Source organism: Leptospiraceae bacterium (genome assembly GCA_015075105.1).
Lineage (GTDB): Bacteria > Spirochaetota > Leptospiria > Leptospirales > Leptospiraceae > JABWCC01.
Window position 1 is genome coordinate 942,130 of sequence record JABTUZ010000002.1, and the last position, 18,282, is coordinate 960,411.

17 protein-coding genes are annotated in these 18,282 nt (G+C 33.9%); 6 read left to right on the forward strand and 11 right to left on the reverse strand.

Annotation, left to right across the window (positions count from 1 at the left end):
* Nucleotides 1-10: 10 nt before the first annotated feature.
* From HS129_14275 to HS129_14320, 10 genes are all read right to left on the reverse strand, one after another.
* A complete protein-coding gene (locus HS129_14275) occupies nucleotides 11-343 on the reverse strand; it encodes a helix-turn-helix transcriptional regulator (protein ID MBE7413202.1) in 333 nt (110 codons plus the stop codon).
* A 142-nt stretch (nucleotides 344-485) separates the two neighbouring features.
* Complete coding sequence (locus HS129_14280) at nucleotides 486-1,034, reverse strand: DUF2269 family protein (protein MBE7413203.1); 549 nt, start codon at nucleotides 1,032-1,034, stop codon at nucleotides 486-488.
* Between the two features lie 191 nt (nucleotides 1,035-1,225).
* On the reverse strand, nucleotides 1,226-2,443 hold the full coding sequence (locus HS129_14285) for a hypothetical protein (protein MBE7413204.1): 1,218 nt from the start codon (nucleotides 2,441-2,443) through the stop codon (nucleotides 1,226-1,228).
* A gap of 154 nt (nucleotides 2,444-2,597) precedes the next feature.
* Complete coding sequence (locus HS129_14290) at nucleotides 2,598-3,491, reverse strand: hypothetical protein (GenBank protein ID MBE7413205.1); 894 nt, start codon at nucleotides 3,489-3,491, stop codon at nucleotides 2,598-2,600.
* A gap of 15 nt (nucleotides 3,492-3,506) precedes the next feature.
* Nucleotides 3,507-4,298 (reverse strand): type III pantothenate kinase, encoded by a 792-nt coding sequence (locus HS129_14295; GenBank protein MBE7413206.1) that lies wholly within the window; start codon nucleotides 4,296-4,298, stop codon nucleotides 3,507-3,509.
* On the reverse strand, nucleotides 4,291-5,052 hold the full coding sequence (locus HS129_14300; protein MBE7413207.1) for a biotin--[acetyl-CoA-carboxylase] ligase: 762 nt from the start codon (nucleotides 5,050-5,052) through the stop codon (nucleotides 4,291-4,293). The genes HS129_14295 and HS129_14300 overlap by 8 nt, the downstream gene beginning before the upstream one ends.
* 1 nt (nucleotide 5,053) lies before the next feature.
* The gene (locus HS129_14305) at nucleotides 5,054-5,650 is read right to left on the reverse strand and encodes a YihA family ribosome biogenesis GTP-binding protein (GenBank protein MBE7413208.1); all 597 of its coding nucleotides are present in this window, start codon (nucleotides 5,648-5,650) and stop codon (nucleotides 5,054-5,056) included.
* Nucleotides 5,647-6,591 (reverse strand): tRNA lysidine(34) synthetase TilS, encoded by a 945-nt coding sequence (tilS, locus tag HS129_14310; GenBank protein ID MBE7413209.1) that lies wholly within the window; start codon nucleotides 6,589-6,591, stop codon nucleotides 5,647-5,649. Before tilS ends, HS129_14305 begins: the two co-directional genes overlap by 4 nt.
* Nucleotides 6,592-6,593: 2 nt before the next feature.
* The gene (locus HS129_14315) at nucleotides 6,594-6,911 is read right to left on the reverse strand and encodes a PP-loop domain protein (GenBank protein ID MBE7413210.1); all 318 of its coding nucleotides are present in this window, start codon (nucleotides 6,909-6,911) and stop codon (nucleotides 6,594-6,596) included.
* Entirely contained in the window at nucleotides 6,908-8,821 is a 1,914-nt protein-coding gene (locus HS129_14320) for a SpoIIE family protein phosphatase (GenBank protein ID MBE7413211.1), read from the reverse strand. Before HS129_14320 ends, HS129_14315 begins: the two co-directional genes overlap by 4 nt.
* A 268-nt stretch (nucleotides 8,822-9,089) precedes the next feature.
* On the opposite strand from HS129_14320, the gene HS129_14325 reads away from it, so the two are divergent.
* Nucleotides 9,090-9,794, forward strand: coding sequence for a DUF455 family protein (locus HS129_14325; protein ID MBE7413212.1), 705 nt, complete (start codon nucleotides 9,090-9,092; stop codon nucleotides 9,792-9,794).
* A complete protein-coding gene (locus HS129_14330) occupies nucleotides 9,760-10,917 on the forward strand; it encodes a hypothetical protein (protein ID MBE7413213.1) in 1,158 nt (385 codons plus the stop codon). Before HS129_14325 ends, HS129_14330 begins: the two co-directional genes overlap by 35 nt.
* Nucleotides 10,918-11,092: 175 nt before the next feature.
* On the opposite strand, the gene HS129_14335 is transcribed toward HS129_14330, so the two are convergent.
* Nucleotides 11,093-11,485, reverse strand: coding sequence for a hypothetical protein (locus HS129_14335; GenBank protein MBE7413214.1), 393 nt, complete (start codon nucleotides 11,483-11,485; stop codon nucleotides 11,093-11,095).
* 226 nt (nucleotides 11,486-11,711) lie between these two features.
* Between HS129_14335 and HS129_14340 the strand changes: the two genes are divergently transcribed.
* Genes HS129_14340 through HS129_14355 form a run of 4 tightly spaced genes read left to right on the forward strand, consistent with a single transcriptional unit; the run spans nucleotide 11,712 to nucleotide 18,134 of the window.
* The gene (locus HS129_14340; GenBank protein MBE7413215.1) at nucleotides 11,712-12,341 is read left to right on the forward strand and encodes an inorganic pyrophosphatase; all 630 of its coding nucleotides are present in this window, start codon (nucleotides 11,712-11,714) and stop codon (nucleotides 12,339-12,341) included.
* Between the two features lie 44 nt (nucleotides 12,342-12,385).
* A complete protein-coding gene (locus tag HS129_14345; protein MBE7413216.1) occupies nucleotides 12,386-13,744 on the forward strand; it encodes a TolC family protein in 1,359 nt (452 codons plus the stop codon).
* A 59-nt stretch (nucleotides 13,745-13,803) separates the two neighbouring features.
* Nucleotides 13,804-14,919 (forward strand): efflux RND transporter periplasmic adaptor subunit, encoded by a 1,116-nt coding sequence (locus HS129_14350; protein MBE7413217.1) that lies wholly within the window; start codon nucleotides 13,804-13,806, stop codon nucleotides 14,917-14,919.
* Nucleotides 14,919-18,134 (forward strand): efflux RND transporter permease subunit, encoded by a 3,216-nt coding sequence (locus HS129_14355; GenBank protein ID MBE7413218.1) that lies wholly within the window; start codon nucleotides 14,919-14,921, stop codon nucleotides 18,132-18,134. The genes HS129_14350 and HS129_14355 overlap by 1 nt, the downstream gene beginning before the upstream one ends.
* The last annotated feature ends 148 nt before the right edge of the window (nucleotides 18,135-18,282 follow it).

The following is an 18,282-nucleotide window of genomic DNA, read 5'->3' on the forward strand; positions in this document are numbered from 1 at the left end:
TTTCTCCTTTTTAACAACAATTTTGTTTTCGCTGATTTAAATTTTCAAAAAATCCGTGTAGTAATTTTTGAAGCTTTCCTATATTTTTCCAATTTATGCAATAGCAAGACTTTAAACCGTCGATCTCTCCGGTAATGAGTCCTATTTCTTTTAATTCTTTTAAATGTTGAGAAACCGTGGACTGAGCAAGAGGTAAGATTTCTACAATCTCTCCACATATACACTCTTTCTTTTTTGCGACGGTCAAAAGAATCTCAATTCTTGCGGGATGGGAAAGCACTTTGGCAAATTCTGCAAGGGATATTGATTTCTTTTTGAATTCATTTTTTTTATTTTGTGTCATTTTGTATATCGTAAATATACGATTAAAAAAATCAAATAAAAAATTTAATCGAGGACTGGGAAAACTCTTTCCATGTTAAAAAAAGAGATACGTGGAAGATATTTGGATGTTAAATATTGAAAAATTTCTCTTAGATTGAGATTTATATATTTTTTGCAATCATTAGATAAAAAATTATCGAAGGAGGAATCGTTGTGATTGTGCCAAAAACTGCCCATAGCTTTAAGTATTTTAGGAATTCGATAGACCTTGAACCTTCTCGCTCAAACGCTTCAAACAATTTTTCCTGAATATAGACCACAGGTAAAGATAGCACCCACATAAACGCCAAAAGAATCACCGAATAAAAAATCCATTCTTGATTTTTCCAATCTCCAAAAGCAGAAGATAGAATAAGACCGTTGATTACGAGTAAGTCCAAACCGAAAATTGTCAAACTGATGTCGGTTTTTCTCAACACTTTCAAAGAAAAATCGAGGATTTTTTCATCCTGAGAAAAAAAAGCATAAGATACCCAAACAGGACCAACAACCATATTTCCAAAAAACAAAACAACGCCCAATATATGCAAAACTTTATGCCAAGAATAGGAAAAGACAAAATGAATAGAGAAAACATGGAAATAGAAGCCTACCAAAAAAATCATCAGGACAAATCCATTCACTAAAGAAATTATACTTTCGCGTTTCATTTTTTATCTCATAATAAACTTATTGCAAAACTCACCAAGAAAAGAAAAAAAATTTCCAATTTATGAAAACTTACTGTTATTATATTTTCTGACGAAAAGATCGTATTGTTTTCTTCCTGTAAGCTCTAAAAAATTCATATTAATACAACTTCGGAATCTAAACGCAAAAAACTAAAAGCGACATAAAAACATCATTTCTTAAACAGAAGCATAAGATTAGATTCATTTTTTCCTCTCAAGATACCATACCCATAGCTAAAATTGAGAGGGGTGCTATTCTTTAAATATTTTTCTTTGAGTGTTGATTGAACTGGTTGATAAGGGATATTTGCGAGGAGGGTTGCTTTTTTATAATTTCCAAACAGTTGAATATTCCAATTGTCTTCTTTAAAAAATGTAAATGGTATGCCTGAATCATCTTGAATTATTGTTTGACTTTTTTGTAAAATTATATCTCTTAGTCCATCAAGGTTTACTCTTGGGAAAAGATACTCTGCTGATTTTATCATAACACCAAAATTATTTAATTTACTAAGAAATTTTCCTTCGGTTGTAGCTGCGGAGTGAGAATCTTTGTTTAGCATTATACTTAGATAGATGAGTTCTTTACTCGAGTTAGTCTTAGGATCATAAAATTGAATTCGAACACCTTCAGGATTTTTACTGAGGTTTTCAGATTTAGGAGCGATGCTTCCTTCGTTGTTGATAATTACATCTGTAATATCTTCTATTTCTAAGCCAACTTTTGTAATAAAAATAATTAATGCGGGAAGAGTTCCTGAAAAATGTGGGTTACGAAATTCTTCTCTCATAATTTTTCTGCGAAAGTAATTTCTTTCTGAAATTTCTGAAATAAGAGTTTTTATGGAATGAAGAGATTTTCTAATTTGCTCGGGGCTTAGATCTAGCGGATTGGTGACTTTTCCTGATTTTTCTAGGGCTATCATTATATATTTTTTTGCATTTGGATAAAACCCGTATAGATTTACAAAATCAGCTCCACTGAAAGGATAAAACGATTCTTGGATTTTGTAAGATTTGTCTTTAAGGTTTATTGATTCCCAATTTCGGATCGGACCATAGCTTTCTTTTTCAATTGTATCCCAAATTTTTTTCATATCCATTGAATATTTTTTGAAATAAGCCGTTTGTGAAATAGAATAGTAAGGACTATTTGACTCTACAGATTCACCTGATAAGAATTGGCTTAGAAAACCCAGATAGATAGTTTTTTCATTTGGAGTTTTTCTTTGGGTAGATGTGCAGGCGGATAGAAAAAAAATAAGAATAATAAATGGCGTACCTGCAAAAAGTCGTTTTTTGAAAAAGCAATTGTTCAAAAAGCCAATAAAAGTGCCATTTTCTAGCGTTGTAAAAAGCCCTGAAAGGGGTTTTTGCAGTAGCGTCATAAATCTCATAAAGTAGTAAGCTAATTAGCATGATTTTTTTTGCATAGTCATTCAAACAATAATTATTATTTTTTTGATAAGATGATGAGAGAAATTTTTTTAGTTGGATAATTGTAATTTCCTTATACAAGAATCCTGCATTATGTCTAAAAAGCTAAACTATTTCGATTACTGAAAATGCGGTCTTTTCGTTTTCATTCAAATTTTCAGACCAGTCTTGAAGCTCTTCTGCGAATTCACTTGCAAATTCTTTCACCTCTAATTTGTAATTTTTTTGTAAGAATAATTTTATTCTATCTTCGCTGTAAGATTTTTTTTCATTGTTCAGTAAAGATGTAATATTTTTAGAATAGATGATTATTTTATCTCCATAGCCAAATTGAACTCCAGTGAAATCCAAAGATAGGCGAGGTAAGGACTTGAGCATAGGTTTTGGAATACGGTAGTCAAGAATCGTTTTGGTTTTTCTTTGAAAAATCAGAATATGAAATTCCTGAAAAATATTTTTTGGAATAAGCAAATTCTTATTCAGATATTGATGGATATTTTCTGAAAATATTCCGTGCCAAGATATTTCTATTGTTGGAGCTTCTTCTGAATTTTCATTGTCTAATTTTACGTAGGATCCGTCTTTTCTTCTATCTTGATTTCTTCGTTCTCTCTTCTCTCTTCTCTCTTCCACAATATTTAAAACTGAATCCGACCAGTTAGCAATTACATTAGAATTTTTTTTGTCAGTTTCTGTATTTTGAGTTTCGGAAATATTTTTCGTTTTGGAAGTATGTGTATTTTGATACAAATGAAAAAAAGCAGTAAATAGAAAAACCCATACAATAAATATTAGAATAGAGTATTGAATGAAATAATTAACGGCGACTCCTGTTTCTGCAAATACAACTGGCAGTATAACTAAAACAATACCTAGTACTCCTGCAATGAGAATTTTTCTTGTAAGAGATCTTCTACCCGATTCAAGAAAAAGTAGATAAATAGAAAAGCATAAATAAAAAATAATAGTAAATAGAGTAGTAAAGAAAATAATTTTCATTGTATTAATCCCTATTTATTTTATATGATTTAGACGAAAAATAATTTCAAGACCTTTTAGTGTGAGTAGAGGCTCGATTTCATCGAATATTCCTTTTCTTTCATTGTGTATCGTGGATACGAGTCCACCGGTTCCGATTACTTTGTAGCTTGAGCTGTATTCTTTTTTGATTTCTCCGATTATACATTCTAACAGTCCTACCCATCCATAAAAAAAGCCGGCCTGCATAGCCTCCAGAGTTGAGTCGCCAAGGATTTTCTCAGGAGGATGAAATACGATAGGCGGAAGCTGTGCGGTATTTTTTGTGAGAGCTTCCATAGAAATTTTAAGTCCAGGAGCAATTACTCCTCCAAGGTATTCTTTTTTTTCGGATACTACGCAAAAAGTAGTTGCAGTTCCTAAATCAACGATTATGGAATTTCCAGGATATAATTCGGTAACTGCTGCAGCATTTACAAGACGGTCTGCTCCGATTTCAAAAGGTCTGGGGTAGTGAATAGAAAATGGGAGCTTCATTTGGTGGCTTACGATGATGGGTTTTACTTTAAACCAATCCTCAAGCATTCTTTCAACTATCGGATTGAATGAAGGCACTACACTGGAGAATATGGCGCTTCCAATATTTTCCGATACTATTTTATCTTCTCTTAAAAAACCGCTCAAGAACACTCCGAGTTCGTCAGAGGTTCTATCGAGTTTTGTAACAGTTCTTCTGTGAAAGTAAGGAGATTTTTCTCCGGGGGAAAAAACGCCAATTACTGTATTTGTATTTCCTACGTCTATCGCTAAAAGTAAATTTCTATTCATTTCCAATCACCTCAAACCCTGGGCCTGTATCCAATAATTCAAACTTTTCACCGGTTTTTGTTTCCACAATCAGAAATCCGTCAGTAGTAAAGCCAATGGATTTTCCAAGAATTTGTCTTTCACCGATATAGGCTTTAATTATTTTTTCTTTTAGATAAGAATTTGAATAAACGAACTCAAGCTCTTTTTCAATCCTTTCTTTTTCCAAGGCAATTAAGGCAGCTTGGTTTACAGATGACACTAAATTTTCTGTTAAGTTTTTCATAAGGGTAGTTTTTGGTTTTGAATCTAATAAAAATCCAATATTTTGAGAATCCGGAAAAATTTCAGTTCCAAAAATATTTATTCCTATTCCTACAATCACAATGAGGCTATTTCCTTTTTGTTCGCACTCGATCAGAATACCTGCTATTTTTTTATCTTTTTTATAAATATCATTGGGCCACTTTATTTTTAATTCATTGGATAGCGTAGGGAATATTTTTGTTAAGACTTTAAAAATTTCGCTTCCAACAAAAAGAGACAAAACAGAAGCAGGGAATCTTGTATCTGTAAATTCTATTTTTCCTGAAAAGAAAATTTTATCTTCACCGTAAGAATTCCAGACTTTTTCTTTTCTGCCTCTTCCATTGATTTGTTCTTTTGAGGACACCCAAACTCCGGGTTGGAATTCTTCTTTTTTTAAGTACGTGTTTGTTGAATCTACACTTTCTAAATAGATTCCTTTATCAATATATAATAAGGTGATTGGCAATTTATTTTTCTCTTATGATTTCAATAATATCTTTTAATCCGGTAGAATTTTTAACAGATAGAAAAACTATTTTCAAGTTGGGATAAATTTTTTGGAATTCATTGGATTTCTTTTTTAGAGTGTGAATTTCTTTTTGATTCAATTTATCAAACTTTGTCCTTATTAATACTGGTTGTATATTTTTTTTGAATGCAGTTTGGATTATATTTTCTTCTTCTAAAGGAAGTTCTCGTGCAGAATCACAAAGCAGAAAAATAGTTTTTAGCATTTTTGAGTGGTTCAAGTAAGAATTTACTCTTTCAATCATAGAGTCTCTAAGTTGGTGCGAGCCTTTTGCGAATCCAAAACCCGGCAAATCTACAAAAAAAAAGTGATCCTCGGCAAGAAAAAGATTAATTTCTTTTGTCTTCCCCGGTGTAGAAGAAACTTTTACTAATTTCTTTCTGCCGCATAACGCATTAATCAGACTCGATTTTCCAGAATTGGATCGTCCACAAAATGCAAATTGTGGGATAGACTCAATTTGTGGAATTTTTTTTGTATCTACATAAGCGGAATGAAAAATTACATTTTGAAATTGAAACTTTGAATTTATCACTTGAGGTCTCCTATGCAACTTCGAATAGAAGGTTCGTACATTTCAAAAAGAATTTTTATTGGTATTGCATCTTGAAAAAGAATAGGAATATTTTTTCTTACAAGAACAGGAATGTTCGTTTCTCGAAATATTTCTGAAACAGATTTGTGCATTTTATTTTGAAGAATTTTTAATCCATTTTGATACACACCTAAGGTAAAACCTTCTTCCAATTCCAGTTCTTTTTCATTCCATAAAATAAAACTTTTTCCGGCTTTAAGAATAATTTTTGGTCTTTTTAAAAGCGAAGAGTTTTTTGGGATAATGATGAGGTTTCCATTTTCTTTTTTGTGGAAGTAGGCTTCTTTATTTTCTAATAGAATTGGTTTTTTATCTTTGATTTTTGTTGCGAGACTTTGGAAAAAGTTTTTATTTAACGGGTGAAGTGGAAAAACTTTCAAGTGAATGTCTAAGATTTCTTTCAAATTTGAGAGGTTGGCTTCCAAAATCAAATTTGAATCTATGCTAATCTTAGAAATAGAATTGCATTTGAAATCAGGATCGTTATGAGCAACAGCAAATTCTTCGGTGTGAAAATTCTCGTAGAGTTTTTTCGGATTCAATCCTTCATTCAATAGAAATGGAATCATATTTTTTCGGATTCTGTTTCTGAGGAATTTTTCGTCTTCGTTTGATTCGTCCGTGAAAATATTCCAATTGGAAATTTGGCTGGCTTTCTCTATTTCCTCATAAGAAAATTTTAATAGTGGTCTAAAAATATTATTGTTATAAATCGGAAGAGTTTGAAATCCTTTATGTCCTGTCCCTCGAATCATATTAATAAAAATCGTCTCAAGATAATCTATCTCGTGGTGACCTGTTGCGATATATGCGTTATGCTTGATTGCAAGTTTTTTTAATTCGTGGTAACGAATCACTCTTCCTGTTTCTTCTAAGCTCATTTTTAGTCGTTTGGAAAGATAAGGAATGTTTTTTTTTTACAATATATCATTAAAGGAAATCTTTCGATTAAATAATATTTAAGATGACCTTCCTCTTCTTGGTTATTTCTGATTTGATGGTTTAAGTGAAAAATTATCGGCTCAGGGATTCTTTTTTTTTCAAATAAATAATAATAAAAATTTAATAGAAAACTAGAGTCCTTCCCACCGGAATATGCGAGGACTGCTTTTTGGTTCTGCATTAAGTTGTGGTAAGAAGATAGGTTGATAAACCCGGCTTCAAAAATTTTTATAGTTCTTTCTAAAAAAAAATTTTTCATTGTTTGCGTTTTAAAGTGAGAAGTGTAATGTCGTCGTTCTGTTCTGCACCACTCGTAAATACTTTTATATCCTTGTAGATATTCGCAAGCATTTCTTGAGGGTCCAAAGATACATTCCTTAAAAATGATTGAATCAGATTAGCTTCTTCAAATTGAAGTCCTTCTGTGTTGGTTGCTTCGGTAACTCCATCAGTGAAAGTGAGCATAACGTCCCCTTCATTCATTTCGATAACTCCAGTATTGAAAAACTTGGAAATATCCGGTTGAATTCCGAGTATAATCCCATTTGTAGGGATGGACTCAATCTTTTTTGATTTTTCTCTGTAAACCAAAATATCTCCGTGTCCTGCTCCACTGAAATGAAAGGTGTCTGACTGACTGTCCCATCTGATAACTGTAATCGACATAAATCGTGGGATTGCAGAATTTTTATAATTGTGGTAGATATATGTGTTTACATCGGAGGCTATGTCCCAGGTAGAAAACTTTTTTCTTACCAATGAATGAATAATTGTTCTGACAGTTGCCATTACAAGGCCTGCCGGAATTCCTTTCCCGGAAACATCACCTATGCACAAAAGAGTGTCGTTGTCATTTGGAGAAACTATTATATCAAAGTAGTCTCCTCCTATTCCCCGTGCAGGGATCATTAGCCCTCCAAACTCGTAGCGAGGATGAACCGGCATTGATTTTGGGAGAAGGGCAAATTGGATTTCTCTTGCGATCTCAATTTCTTTTTCAACCCTTTCTTGCCTTGTCATTTTTTGGTAAAGCATAGCATTTTCGATTGTGATTTGGGCTTGGGCAGAATAGGCGGTAAGAACTTCTACATCGTCTCTATTGAATCTTTTTTTTGAAGACCTGCCAATTGCAAAAACATATTCATTTCCATCACCTCGAAACAGGGGCAGGATCAAGATTTCCATTCCGGAAAATCCTAATTTTGTCAATACTTTGAATTTATCCGGTTCAAGAATATTCGGTTCTCTGAATTCTAAAATTTCATCGTACCCTTCCTTGTCCTCTATTTCTGATTTTTCGACTGTCAGATCAATGGTATCTTTGGTTCTAAGTAATTTATAAACGTTAGTAGATAGAGTGAGTTTATCGAACTCGATTAAAGCGTTTACGCTTGTGTCCGCAAAGCCGGAAATTGTGAGAAGAATCATTTTTATCATTTCGTTACGATTATCAAAATACAACCTACTTAAAGTTAGAGCAGCTGTGTGTAAGTTCTGAAAATTTCTAGATTGCTTTTTTGTTTTTTCGTAAAGAAGGGTATTTCTAAGCGAGGTAGCAAATTGTCCGGCGATTAGCTCGATTACTTTTTTATCTCTTTCTACTTCGCTATCTTCGTAATCCATGTAGTCAATCATAATGACTCCAAGTGGAGTGTGTTTATAAATGATTGGAATTAGAAGTTGTGCATGGATTTGTGTTTTTTTTTGATAGAATCGTAGAAGTTTATTTTTTGTATTGAGCAAATCGTAGAAGATAACTTTATTTCCCATGAGGCTTTCTACAACTTCTCCACCAATTTTGAGATTGTATTTTATTTCAAAGGAGTCTAAAAAAGGAAAATTTTCTCGGCTCCTGTGGAGATATTTTGCCATTTTTAAAACTCCGGTATCTTCGTCTAAAAATAGTATCCCAAGGTTTTCTTTATTCAGCTTTGTACTGATAGCCGATGTAACTTTCGTAAGAAGGTCATCCAAATCGAGGGCAGAATTGAAAAGAGTAATAAATTCAAAGATTAAATCCGAGCTACCTGTGTATTGATCGAGTCTTGCAAATCTGGGAGATTGGCGTTTTTCTAAAATCCATTCTTTCCCGCAGGTTTCGCAATTGAATCTTCCCCGAATTGTTTGTCCGTGGGGAACTTTTTTTCCTCCACAAAGTGAACATTCCATTTTAGTTCCCTTAAATGAGATAAAAGCAATAAATTTTAGTATAAATTTTCGAAAGATTGAAAAATGAATTTTCTTCTTGAAAATAAGTCAAAATAATTTTTCAGTAAGCTCAAATGAAAACTATTAACGATTTTTGCAAGCATATTCTTTTTTCCGAAAAATTAGAAGAAAAATTAATTTCACCTCCTCTTTGATATTTGACGAAATAGACAAGTATTCAATTACCTGAAAAGCCGGCACGATCTAAAAAAAAATATCCTTTTCCGAAGTGAAAACAAAAATTCCACGTTTGGAGCATTTGAATAGTGTCGAAAATAGAGCGATTTCTTTTCATCATTTTGCTAACCACGAGCTTATGGCGATAGAGCTTTTTGCTTTGGCATTATTAAAATTTCAAGACGCTCCAAAAAAGGTGCGAAAGAGTTTGTTTAGAAGTCTCAAAGACGAGCAATTGCACTTTACATTGTACTTAAACAGAATGAGAGAAATGGGAATGGATTTTGGAGATAGGCCACTGAATTCTGTTTTTTGGAAGCAAGCTCCCAAAATTGATTCTGTAGAAAAATTTGCAGCGATAGTTGCGATTAGTTTTGAAGGAGCTAATTTAGATTTTGCAATACTTTATAAAAATATTTTTTTGCATTTTGATGATAGGCTTTGTGCAGATATTATGGAAAAGATTTATAGAGACGAGGTGAGCCATGTAAAAAGAGGGTTGTACATTCTTAGGAATTCAGAAAAATTTTCCGAAAACGATTGGGATACTTATACCTCACTTTTGGATGAAAAATTTACTCCCCGAAGAGCAAAAGGCTATTGCTATTTTCCGGATTCAAGAAGACAAGTCGGATTGGATGAGATTTTTATTGAGAACCTTGGAAAGTATTCAGATGAATTTTCAAAAAGAAAACCCCAAGCACTCGCTACGGGAATATTGAATGAGAAAAATCTTCAGACTCAATTCGTACTTTGAAGAAGAACTGAAATTTTATCCTGAACCAGTTGTATTGAATAAGAATACAATACAAAGAAATTCTTTATTAGAGAAGCTCTTTTTTTTGGTAGCAGATAAAAATGATTTTGTTCTAACCACAAATTGCCTGAACCCGAAAATGTTTGAGTATTGGAATGAGAAGGGTATTGAGTTTGCAGAGGAGTTTTGCCGAAAATTTTCGGATGAAAAGTTAGAATTCATCGAATGGGGCAAGACTTCTGATTTTGTAAATTCTGAAATTTTGTACAATCCGATAAAAATTGGCGACTCGAAACAAATCAATTCTAAAATCTTTCAAGGAAATATTAAGATTCGTTTAGAGATTTCTCCTCTTGAAATATTCATCGTGAAAGATTTTCAAAGTATTCAAAAAATTTTAGCTGATAGAAGTGCGACTTATATTTTAAAACCAGAGTTTAATTTTTCAGGAAAAGACACAAAAATCCTAAGAAATAAAAATGATGTAAAGTCTTTGGAAAAAATATTTTCAAACAGTGATGAGAAAAAATACGTTTTAGAAGAGTTGGCAGAAAATAGAATCCGAGATTTTAGCGGTATATTTTCTTGCAGTCATGGAATGGTTAAAAATCTTGCGATAACGGAAATGATCATTTCAAAAACAAGGGCTTACATTGGTTCAATAATTGAATTAGAGAAAGAATATTCTTTTTTTAATGCGTTGTGCGAAACTGTTCAAGATTTTGTAAATACCCTTCCTGTAAAATACGAAGGCTCTTTATCTGCCGATGGGTTTGAATTTATCAGAGACGGTGAAAGAGATTTTCAGTTGGTGAGTGAAATCAATTTCAGGTATTCAATGGGGAGAGTCTTATACGATCTTATTCAAAAATATCCGTCGGGATATAAAGTTTTTGGTCTTCATTTTTTTCGTATAGTGGACAAAAGTATCTCAGAAAAAGTTTTGCTTTCTTTGTTTTCAAAATTGGAGAAAGATTTTCAATCTTTTATTCTTGCGGTTACCCCATTTCAAAATATAGATGGGAACATCGCAAATTTACTTGGTTTACACATTGCCTCAAATTCAAGAAAGGATTTGGATTTGATTTTAGAAAGTTTAAAGAAATATTTCAAAGAATGTTGAGAATTTCTTGGTTTAGTTTTTCTGAATTCAGAAATTTCATTTTCCGTAAATAATTTTTGCAAATTTAAGCGTATTCTCTCTATTGATTCTGCATCCATAGTCTGTTCATTTATATTTTGAACAAAAAATATATCTTTGACAGTGCCTTCTTTGGATGTTTCCGCGGTCGCTTCAATTATGTTCCAATCTTGCGAAAATAAAATCGAGGATATCCTATAAATGGCATACCTGCAAAAAGTCGTTTTTTGAAAAAGCAATTGTTCAAAAAGCCAATAAAAGCGCCATTTTCTAGCGTTGTAAAAAGCCCTGAAAGGGGTTTTTGCAGTAGCGTCATAAATGGCATACCTGCAAAAAGTCGTTTTTTGAAAAAGCAATTGTTCAAAAAGCCAATAAAAGCGCCATTTTCTAACATGTTGTAAAAGCCCTGAAAGGGTTTTTGCAGTAGCGTCATAAATGGCATACCTGCAAAAAGTCGTTTTTTGAAAAAGCAATTGTTCAAAAAGCCAATAAAAGCGCCATTTTCTAGCGTTGTAAAAAGCCCTGAAAGGGGTTTTTGCAGTAGCGTCATAAATAATCCCTATAGCATTGAATGGAATTATAAAAGTTAGTAAATACCCCAAACCTTTTGGAGTAGAATGAATTACAATTTCTCTATTTTTGATATTATTATTTAAAGGAGTATTCATATCTTTATATCCATGCTAAACTTTTAATAAGAATTGCAAATATAAAATGTATTGCAATTATTGTACCAATATTTATTCTTTCTGAAAAGTCTAATTAAAAGAATTTTAATGAATAGAATAGAATATGTACTACATCCTTGGCACGGTCTTTCTTTCGGGAAAGGCTCGCCCGATATACTTGATGTGTTTATAGAGATTACTCCCGCGGATACTGTGAAGTACGAGATAGATAAGGCTTCGGGTTATATTCGTCTTGACAGACCTCAAAAGTATTCCAATAGAACTCCCTGTCTTTATGGTTTTATACCTCAGACTTATTGTGGAGATAAAATTGCAAATCTTTGTATGTCGAGAACCGGGAAAAAAGGTATTCGGGGAGACGGGGATCCCCTTGATATTTGCGTTTTGACTTCTTCACCTATTACTCAAGGGAATATAATTCTATCCGTGATTCCTATTGGTGGATTTAGGATGATTGATAAAAAAGAAGCAGACGATAAGATTATCGCTGTTTTAAAAGACGATGATATTTTTGGGAGTATGAAAAATATTTCTGATTGTCCTAAGGCTTTGGTAGATAAATTAAAGCACTATTTTTTAACTTATAAATTGAGCCCTGAAGACGAAAAAAAAGAGCCTATAGTCGAGATAGCAGAAATTTATGAACAAAGAGAAGCAAAAGAAGTTATAGTAACCTCTATGGATGACTATACTGAAAAATTTGTCAAGAATCGGTAGAAGTTTTGTTAGTGAATTTGATTTTAAAAAATAAGTTAAAACTAATCCAAATATTTTTTTGTTTCGGAATTTTCTTTTTGATTTCAGTTTCAGAAATCTATTCTACAAAATCTGAAGATTCTGAAGATTTAGAAACGGAATCAGAAAATCTTAACCTTCCCGATATTGAGTCTTACATTTCTAAATGGAATTTGGAAGAGTTGGAAGAGTATTCTGTATCCAACAATCCTTTGTATCTTGCCGAAAAACAAAATATCAATTCTGCAAGAGGTGACTTGATCACTGCAAGTTTGTATAGAAATCCTATGTTGACTTTTCAAGAGCAGTTTATAAGTACGGGGAATTCTAACTCGCCGAATATTTTTGGCTACACCCAAACAGGTGGACCTAATGAAACTACGTTTGGTTTTTTACAGGATTTGGATATAAACGGAATCACTTCTCAAAGAACAAAAGTTTCAAGGCAGAATTTTCAAAGTCAAATTGCACAGTTTTCAGATTTTGATAGATTGTTTCGTTTGAGGTTAAGGCAAAACTATTGGTCGTATTTGTATGTCACCGAGCTTGTAAACTTTCAGAAAGAGTTTTACGAAAACTATAACGATCTTTTGGAGTTGAATAAATTTCGTTCCGAGAAAGGAGATATTTCTCCTTTAGAATACGACAGGCTTGTTTTAGAAAGAGTAAGAATCGAAAAGGATTACAGAGATGCAGAAATTTTACGAGCACAAATAGCCAAGACTCTTAGAGTTTTAATCGGAACTTATCCTACAGGAAAAGTACTAAAGTTGAAAGGGAGTCTGTCTTTTTACTCTACCAATGAATTGGGCTTGAACATGAATGATTACAACATAGAAGACAGACCTGATCTTGTTGCACTAAAATCGAAACTAATTCAAAATAATTTAAACATAGAGTTGAAAAAAAGAGAAAGTAAGTCGTACTTAAATATTGGTGGAGAGGTGAGGCAGAAGGGGCCTGAGAGTTTCCTTGGAGTATTTGCGACTATACCGCTTAGAATTTTCGACAGAGGACAAGGAGAGATTTTAAAAGCTGAAGAGTTGTATAAAAAAACTTCTCTTGAGGTAGAGGCAAAGAGGCGAGAAATTGTAGCTGAGGTCAGAGCGGCAAAAAGAGAATTAAGATCAAGGGAAGAGCTTTTACTTCAATATAGAAAGATTCATTTAATCGAAAAAAATAAAGACATACAAGAAAAGTCCAGACTTGCATATATACGAGGTGCATCGAATTTAGTAACATTTTTAGAAGCAGAAAGAAATTTCCTAAATGTTTTAAAAAATAATTTTGAGCTAATTTATTTGTATTATCTTTCTATCGAGAAATTTAGAGCTTCTATCGGTAAATTAGGAAATCATCTATTAGGTTACGAGGGAAAAAATTGAATCTAAAAAAAATTTTTCACTGGAAGGGTATTTTAATTTTTTTTCTATCTGTTGGAGCAATGTATTTTCTTTATGCTAAATTTAAAGGGAAAAAAAAATTAGACTTATCTCTAAATACTGAGTCCTCTCAAAAAATAATTTTGCCTCAAGATGTATTAAAAAAATTCCCACTGAGTTATGTTAGAATTAAAGAAAGAGGAATCTATGAAGAAATTATTCTTCCGGGGGTAGTCTCTTATGACTTAGAGAATATGGCAAAGGTAGGGTCAAGGGTTTCAGGTAGGGTTGACGAGGTTTATGTAAAAGAAGGTGACTATGTTACTAAGGGTAGCTCTCTTGCAAGTATTTCATCGGTGGAGCTTAGTCGTGTAGAAGCCAATTTTCTAAAAGCTAAAGCAAGGTTAGATGCAGTTAAGCTACAGGCAGAAAGAGCCAAAGAATTATTCGAGAAGAAAATTATTTCTGCAAAAGAATATGAGCTTGCTATGATGGAATACAAAACAGTCAAAACTGAATTGGACACCAATCAATTGGCTTTAGAAACTTTTGGTCTGTCTAAAAAAGAAATTCAAGAACTTGAAGCCGGAAAATTTTTCTCTAGGAATCTGATGCTAAGAAGCCCTATTAAAGGAACTGTAACAGATAGGAAAGCGATTTTGGGTCAGTCTGTTTCTATTAAAGAAAATTTATTCACAGTAGCAAATCTAACCAAACTCTGGATACTTTTAGATGTTTATGAAAAGGATTTGCATTCAGTAAGAATAGGTGCAGAGGCATTTGTACATGCGCTCGGGAATAGAGACGAAGAGTTTAAAGCAAGAGTTGCTTATGTTGGAGATGTTATAGATTCTGCAAAGAAGACCGCTGAAATTCGGCTCGAGGTCAGTAACAAAGAAAATCGTTTGAGACCCGGTCAATCTGTAAGTGCAAAAGTGCAAGGGCTAATTTCAGAAAGTAAGTCGAGGAAGATTTTAGTCGTTCCCGCATCTGCTCTTCATAAAATAGAAAATAAACCAATACTATTTATTGCTAATATGGATGGCTCTTTTGAAGCAAGGGAAGTCGTGGCGGGTGACTTCATTGACGGAGATGTAGAGATTAAATCCGGAGTATCAGTGGATGCAAATATTGTAAACGAAGGCTCATTTCTTTTAAAAAGTGAATACCTGAAATAATGATAGAAAAAATTATAGAATTTTCCATCCAAAAAAGAGTGATGGTGTTAATTATAACCGGGGTTGTTTCTGCCATTGGATTGTATTACACTACTCAACTTTCTGTAGACGCAGTCCCCGATGTAACTAACATACAAGTCTCTGCGGTCACACAGTCTCCGGGCTTGAGCCCGACTGAGGTAGAGCAATTTATTACCTATCCTATTGAGATTGCACTCATGGGAATTCCAGATATTACAGAAATTCGATCTATTTCGAGGACAGGGGTGAGTAGCGTAACGGTAATTTTTAAAGACCACGTAAATATATGGTTTGCAAGACAACTCGTTGCAGAGAGGATTAAGATTGCTGAAACAGAAATTCCGGATGGATACGGTAAGCCGGTTTTGTCTCCTGTAGCAACAGGGCTTGGAGATATTTATGAATTTATTTTGACCTCGGACAGGCATAGCCCTATGGATTTGAGGACGTATATGGATTGGGAACTTGCAAAAAAAATCCGTTCTCTTCCGGGCGTAATAGACATCAATACTATTGGAGGAGAGGCGAAACAGTATCAGGTGATCATAGACCCCAGAAGACTTGCCTCTCACAATCTCACTCTATCAAAGATATTAAACCGCTTAAAAGAATCCAATGCAAATGTTGGAGGCGGGTACATTATGAAAGATAACGAGCAGATGGTAATTCGAGGAGAGGGGCAATTTAAAAATGAAGACGAGTTAAGTAAGACTGCATTGAAAACAGAAAAGGACGGAATTCCACTTTTACTCGGTCAGGTCGCTCAGATCAAAGTAGGTCCGGCGATTCGGTTTGGGGTGATTACCAAGGCAGGGAAGGGAGAGGTGGTAGGCGGGACGGTGATGATGCTAATTGGTGAAAATTCCAGAGATGTAGTGAAGACTGTGAAGAAAACTATTGAAGAACTAAAAGAAAAACTTCCGGAAGGAATGAAGATAGAGCCTTTTTATGATAGGTCTGAATTTATCAATAGGGCATTGAAAACTGTTTTTATAAACCTCGGTGAAGGTGCGTTACTCGTATTCATAGCACTAATAATTACACTCGGCTCTATTAAAGGAAGTGCGCTTGTTGCGGCGGCGATTCCAATTTCCATGCTGGTTACTGTAATCTTTATGAAGCAGCTCGATGTAGTTGGAAATTTAATGAGTCTTGGTGCGATTGATTTCGGACTTTTAGTAGATGGCCCAATTGTATTGCTAGAATCTGTATTAGCAGGGTTTTATACAAAGAAAGCACTGTATGAAAGATTAAACGAGGAAGAAAAAAAAGAACTGAGTCAAGATATAATTTTATCTGGTTGTATCAGAGTGGCTCGTGCAGCTACATTTTCTGTTGCAATCATCATGTTGGTTTATTTACCTTTAATGGCACTGCAAGGGGTAGAGGGTAGAATGTTTCGTCCGATGGCGATCACGGTTGCACTTGCCTTGGCATCTGCACTATTGTTTTCTCTTACTACTTTCCCTGCAGCACTTTCGTTTTTATTTCAAAAGCCTGTGTTTCACCAAAGTGTATATTGGGACAGGCTGAGCGAGAAGTATAAAATTTTTCTGAAATGGGGAATGAAAAATAAAAAGTTCGTGATCCAGTTTTATATTTTATTTATTTCTTTTTCATTTGCTATCGGATATGGGATAGGAGCAGAATTTTTACCTAGAATTGATGAAGGTGAAATTGCAATAGACGTTAGGCGACTTCCTTCTACTTCATTAAACTATTCAAGAGATTTGAACATGGAAATAGAAAAGGTGATTTCTTCTTTTCCTGAAGTTTTAGGTGTTGTTTCTCGAATTGGTAGGGGAGAGTCGGCAGCAGAGCCGGTCGGTACGGATGAAGGCGAAATCATGGTAAAGTTAAAAAATAGAAGTGAGTGGAAAAACGCAAATGATAGGGAAGAGTTGATGTCTATTATGAAAGAAAAAATTCTTTCCGAAGTTCCTTCCAGTTATATAAGCATGTCTCAACCTATTGAAAATAGAGTGAATGCTTTGATTGCAGGCTCTAAGGCTGATCTTGTAATTAAAATTTATGGAGATGATTTACAAACACTAAAAAATTTAGGTGAGAGTTATGCAACAATATTGAAGGATATTTCTGGTACGGGAGACCTTCGAGTGCAGAGAGTTTTGGGTTTGCCAATTCTTGAAATTAGAGCGAACAGAGAAAAAATGGCACGCTATGGAGTTGTAGCTTCAGAAATATTAAATACAGTGGAGACCCTAAGAGTAGGAAGAGGTGCAGGGAAGGTTTTTGAAGGACTCAAGAGATTTGATTTGGTTGTAAGACTTGATATAGATGTTTCTAATTTGGATTCAGTAGAAAATATTCCTGTCATGACATCGAGTGGTGCTACCGTTCCTCTTGGGTTAGTTGCAGATATTGAAAAAGTAGAGGGGCCTGCAGCGATTTCCAGAGAGGGTTTAAAGAGAAGAATTTTTGTAGAAGTGAATATCAGAGGCAGAGATCTAATCAGTTACATTAGTGAAGCTGAGTCCAAGACAAAATCCATATCGGATTCTTTGCCTAAGGGTTATGAAGTGGATTGGGGAGGACAATTTGAAAATTTTAAAAGAGCAAAAAATCGACTTCTGATGGTAGTACCTATTGCTCTTGCGATTATTTTCGGGATGCTAATTGCAATGTTTGGAAGTATATATTATGCGATTGGAGTTTTTCTCGTAGTCCCCCTCGCTTTGTCGGGAGGAATTTTGAGTCTTGTAGTAAGAGGTCTTCCTTTTAGTATTCCCGCCGGTGTCGGGTTTATTGCAGTGAGTGGAATTTCTGTTTTAAACGGAGTTGTGTATGCTTCTAATATAAAAGATTTTTTAATGAAAAATTTACCGATAGAAGAAGCGATTGAAAGAGCCGGAGAAGTTTCACTTAGGTCAATTGCTACTACTTCTATCATTGCTGCAATCGGATTTATCCCAATGGCGATTTCGACTAACGCAGGTGCAGAAGTCCAAAAACCTCTCGCAACTGTAGTAATCGGTGGGGTGTTGATTTCTGTCGCCATTCTCTCTCTTATGCTTCCTATTGCAATGTACTATTTACTCAGGATGACACGAACTTCTAATTCAAATGAAAAGTTTATAAAGGTGAATAACTCTATTGATATGGAAGAGTCTGATAATCTTAAGGTAGAACCAATCCTTAAAAAAACGAAATCAAAGAAAAAAATAGACAAATAAAAAATTTTTTTGAAGTGGTTGAAATTTCCAAATTTTTTTTTGTAAAAATGTCATTGATAATTTTCTAAGGCTTCATTAATCTTTTTCATCGCAGTGCTTGCTTTTTTTAGTTGTAAAAAGCCCTGAAAGGGGTTTTTGCAGTAGCGTC

What these genes read in the sequence shown, in the direction of transcription:
- HS129_14340 (MBE7413215.1), top strand. Translation starts at nt 11,712, where the DNA reads ATGAATAGAATAGAATATGTACTACATCCTTGGCACGGTCTTTCTTTC.
- HS129_14335 (MBE7413214.1), bottom strand. Translation starts at nt 11,485, where the DNA reads ATGACGCTACTGCAAAAACCCCTTTCAGGGCTTTTTACAACGCTAGAA.
- HS129_14280 (MBE7413203.1), bottom strand. Translation starts at nt 1,034, where the DNA reads ATGAAACGCGAAAGTATAATTTCTTTAGTGAATGGATTTGTCCTGATG.
- HS129_14285 (MBE7413204.1), bottom strand. Translation starts at nt 2,443, where the DNA reads ATGACGCTACTGCAAAAACCCCTTTCAGGGCTTTTTACAACGCTAGAA.
- HS129_14290 (MBE7413205.1), bottom strand. Translation starts at nt 3,491, where the DNA reads ATGAAAATTATTTTCTTTACTACTCTATTTACTATTATTTTTTATTTA.
- HS129_14350 (MBE7413217.1), top strand. Translation starts at nt 13,804, where the DNA reads ATGTATTTTCTTTATGCTAAATTTAAAGGGAAAAAAAAATTAGACTTA.
- tilS (MBE7413209.1), bottom strand. Translation starts at nt 6,591, where the DNA reads ATGAGCTTAGAAGAAACAGGAAGAGTGATTCGTTACCACGAATTAAAA.
- HS129_14355 (MBE7413218.1), top strand. Translation starts at nt 14,919, where the DNA reads ATGATAGAAAAAATTATAGAATTTTCCATCCAAAAAAGAGTGATGGTG.
- HS129_14295 (MBE7413206.1), bottom strand. Translation starts at nt 4,298, where the DNA reads ATGAATAGAAATTTACTTTTAGCGATAGACGTAGGAAATACAAATACA.
- HS129_14320 (MBE7413211.1), bottom strand. Translation starts at nt 8,821, where the DNA reads ATGGAATGTTCACTTTGTGGAGGAAAAAAAGTTCCCCACGGACAAACA.
- HS129_14315 (MBE7413210.1), bottom strand. Translation starts at nt 6,911, where the DNA reads ATGAAAAATTTTTTTTTAGAAAGAACTATAAAAATTTTTGAAGCCGGG.
- HS129_14330 (MBE7413213.1), top strand. Translation starts at nt 9,760, where the DNA reads ATGAGAAAAATCTTCAGACTCAATTCGTACTTTGAAGAAGAACTGAAA.
- HS129_14275 (MBE7413202.1), bottom strand. Translation starts at nt 343, where the DNA reads ATGACACAAAATAAAAAAAATGAATTCAAAAAGAAATCAATATCCCTT.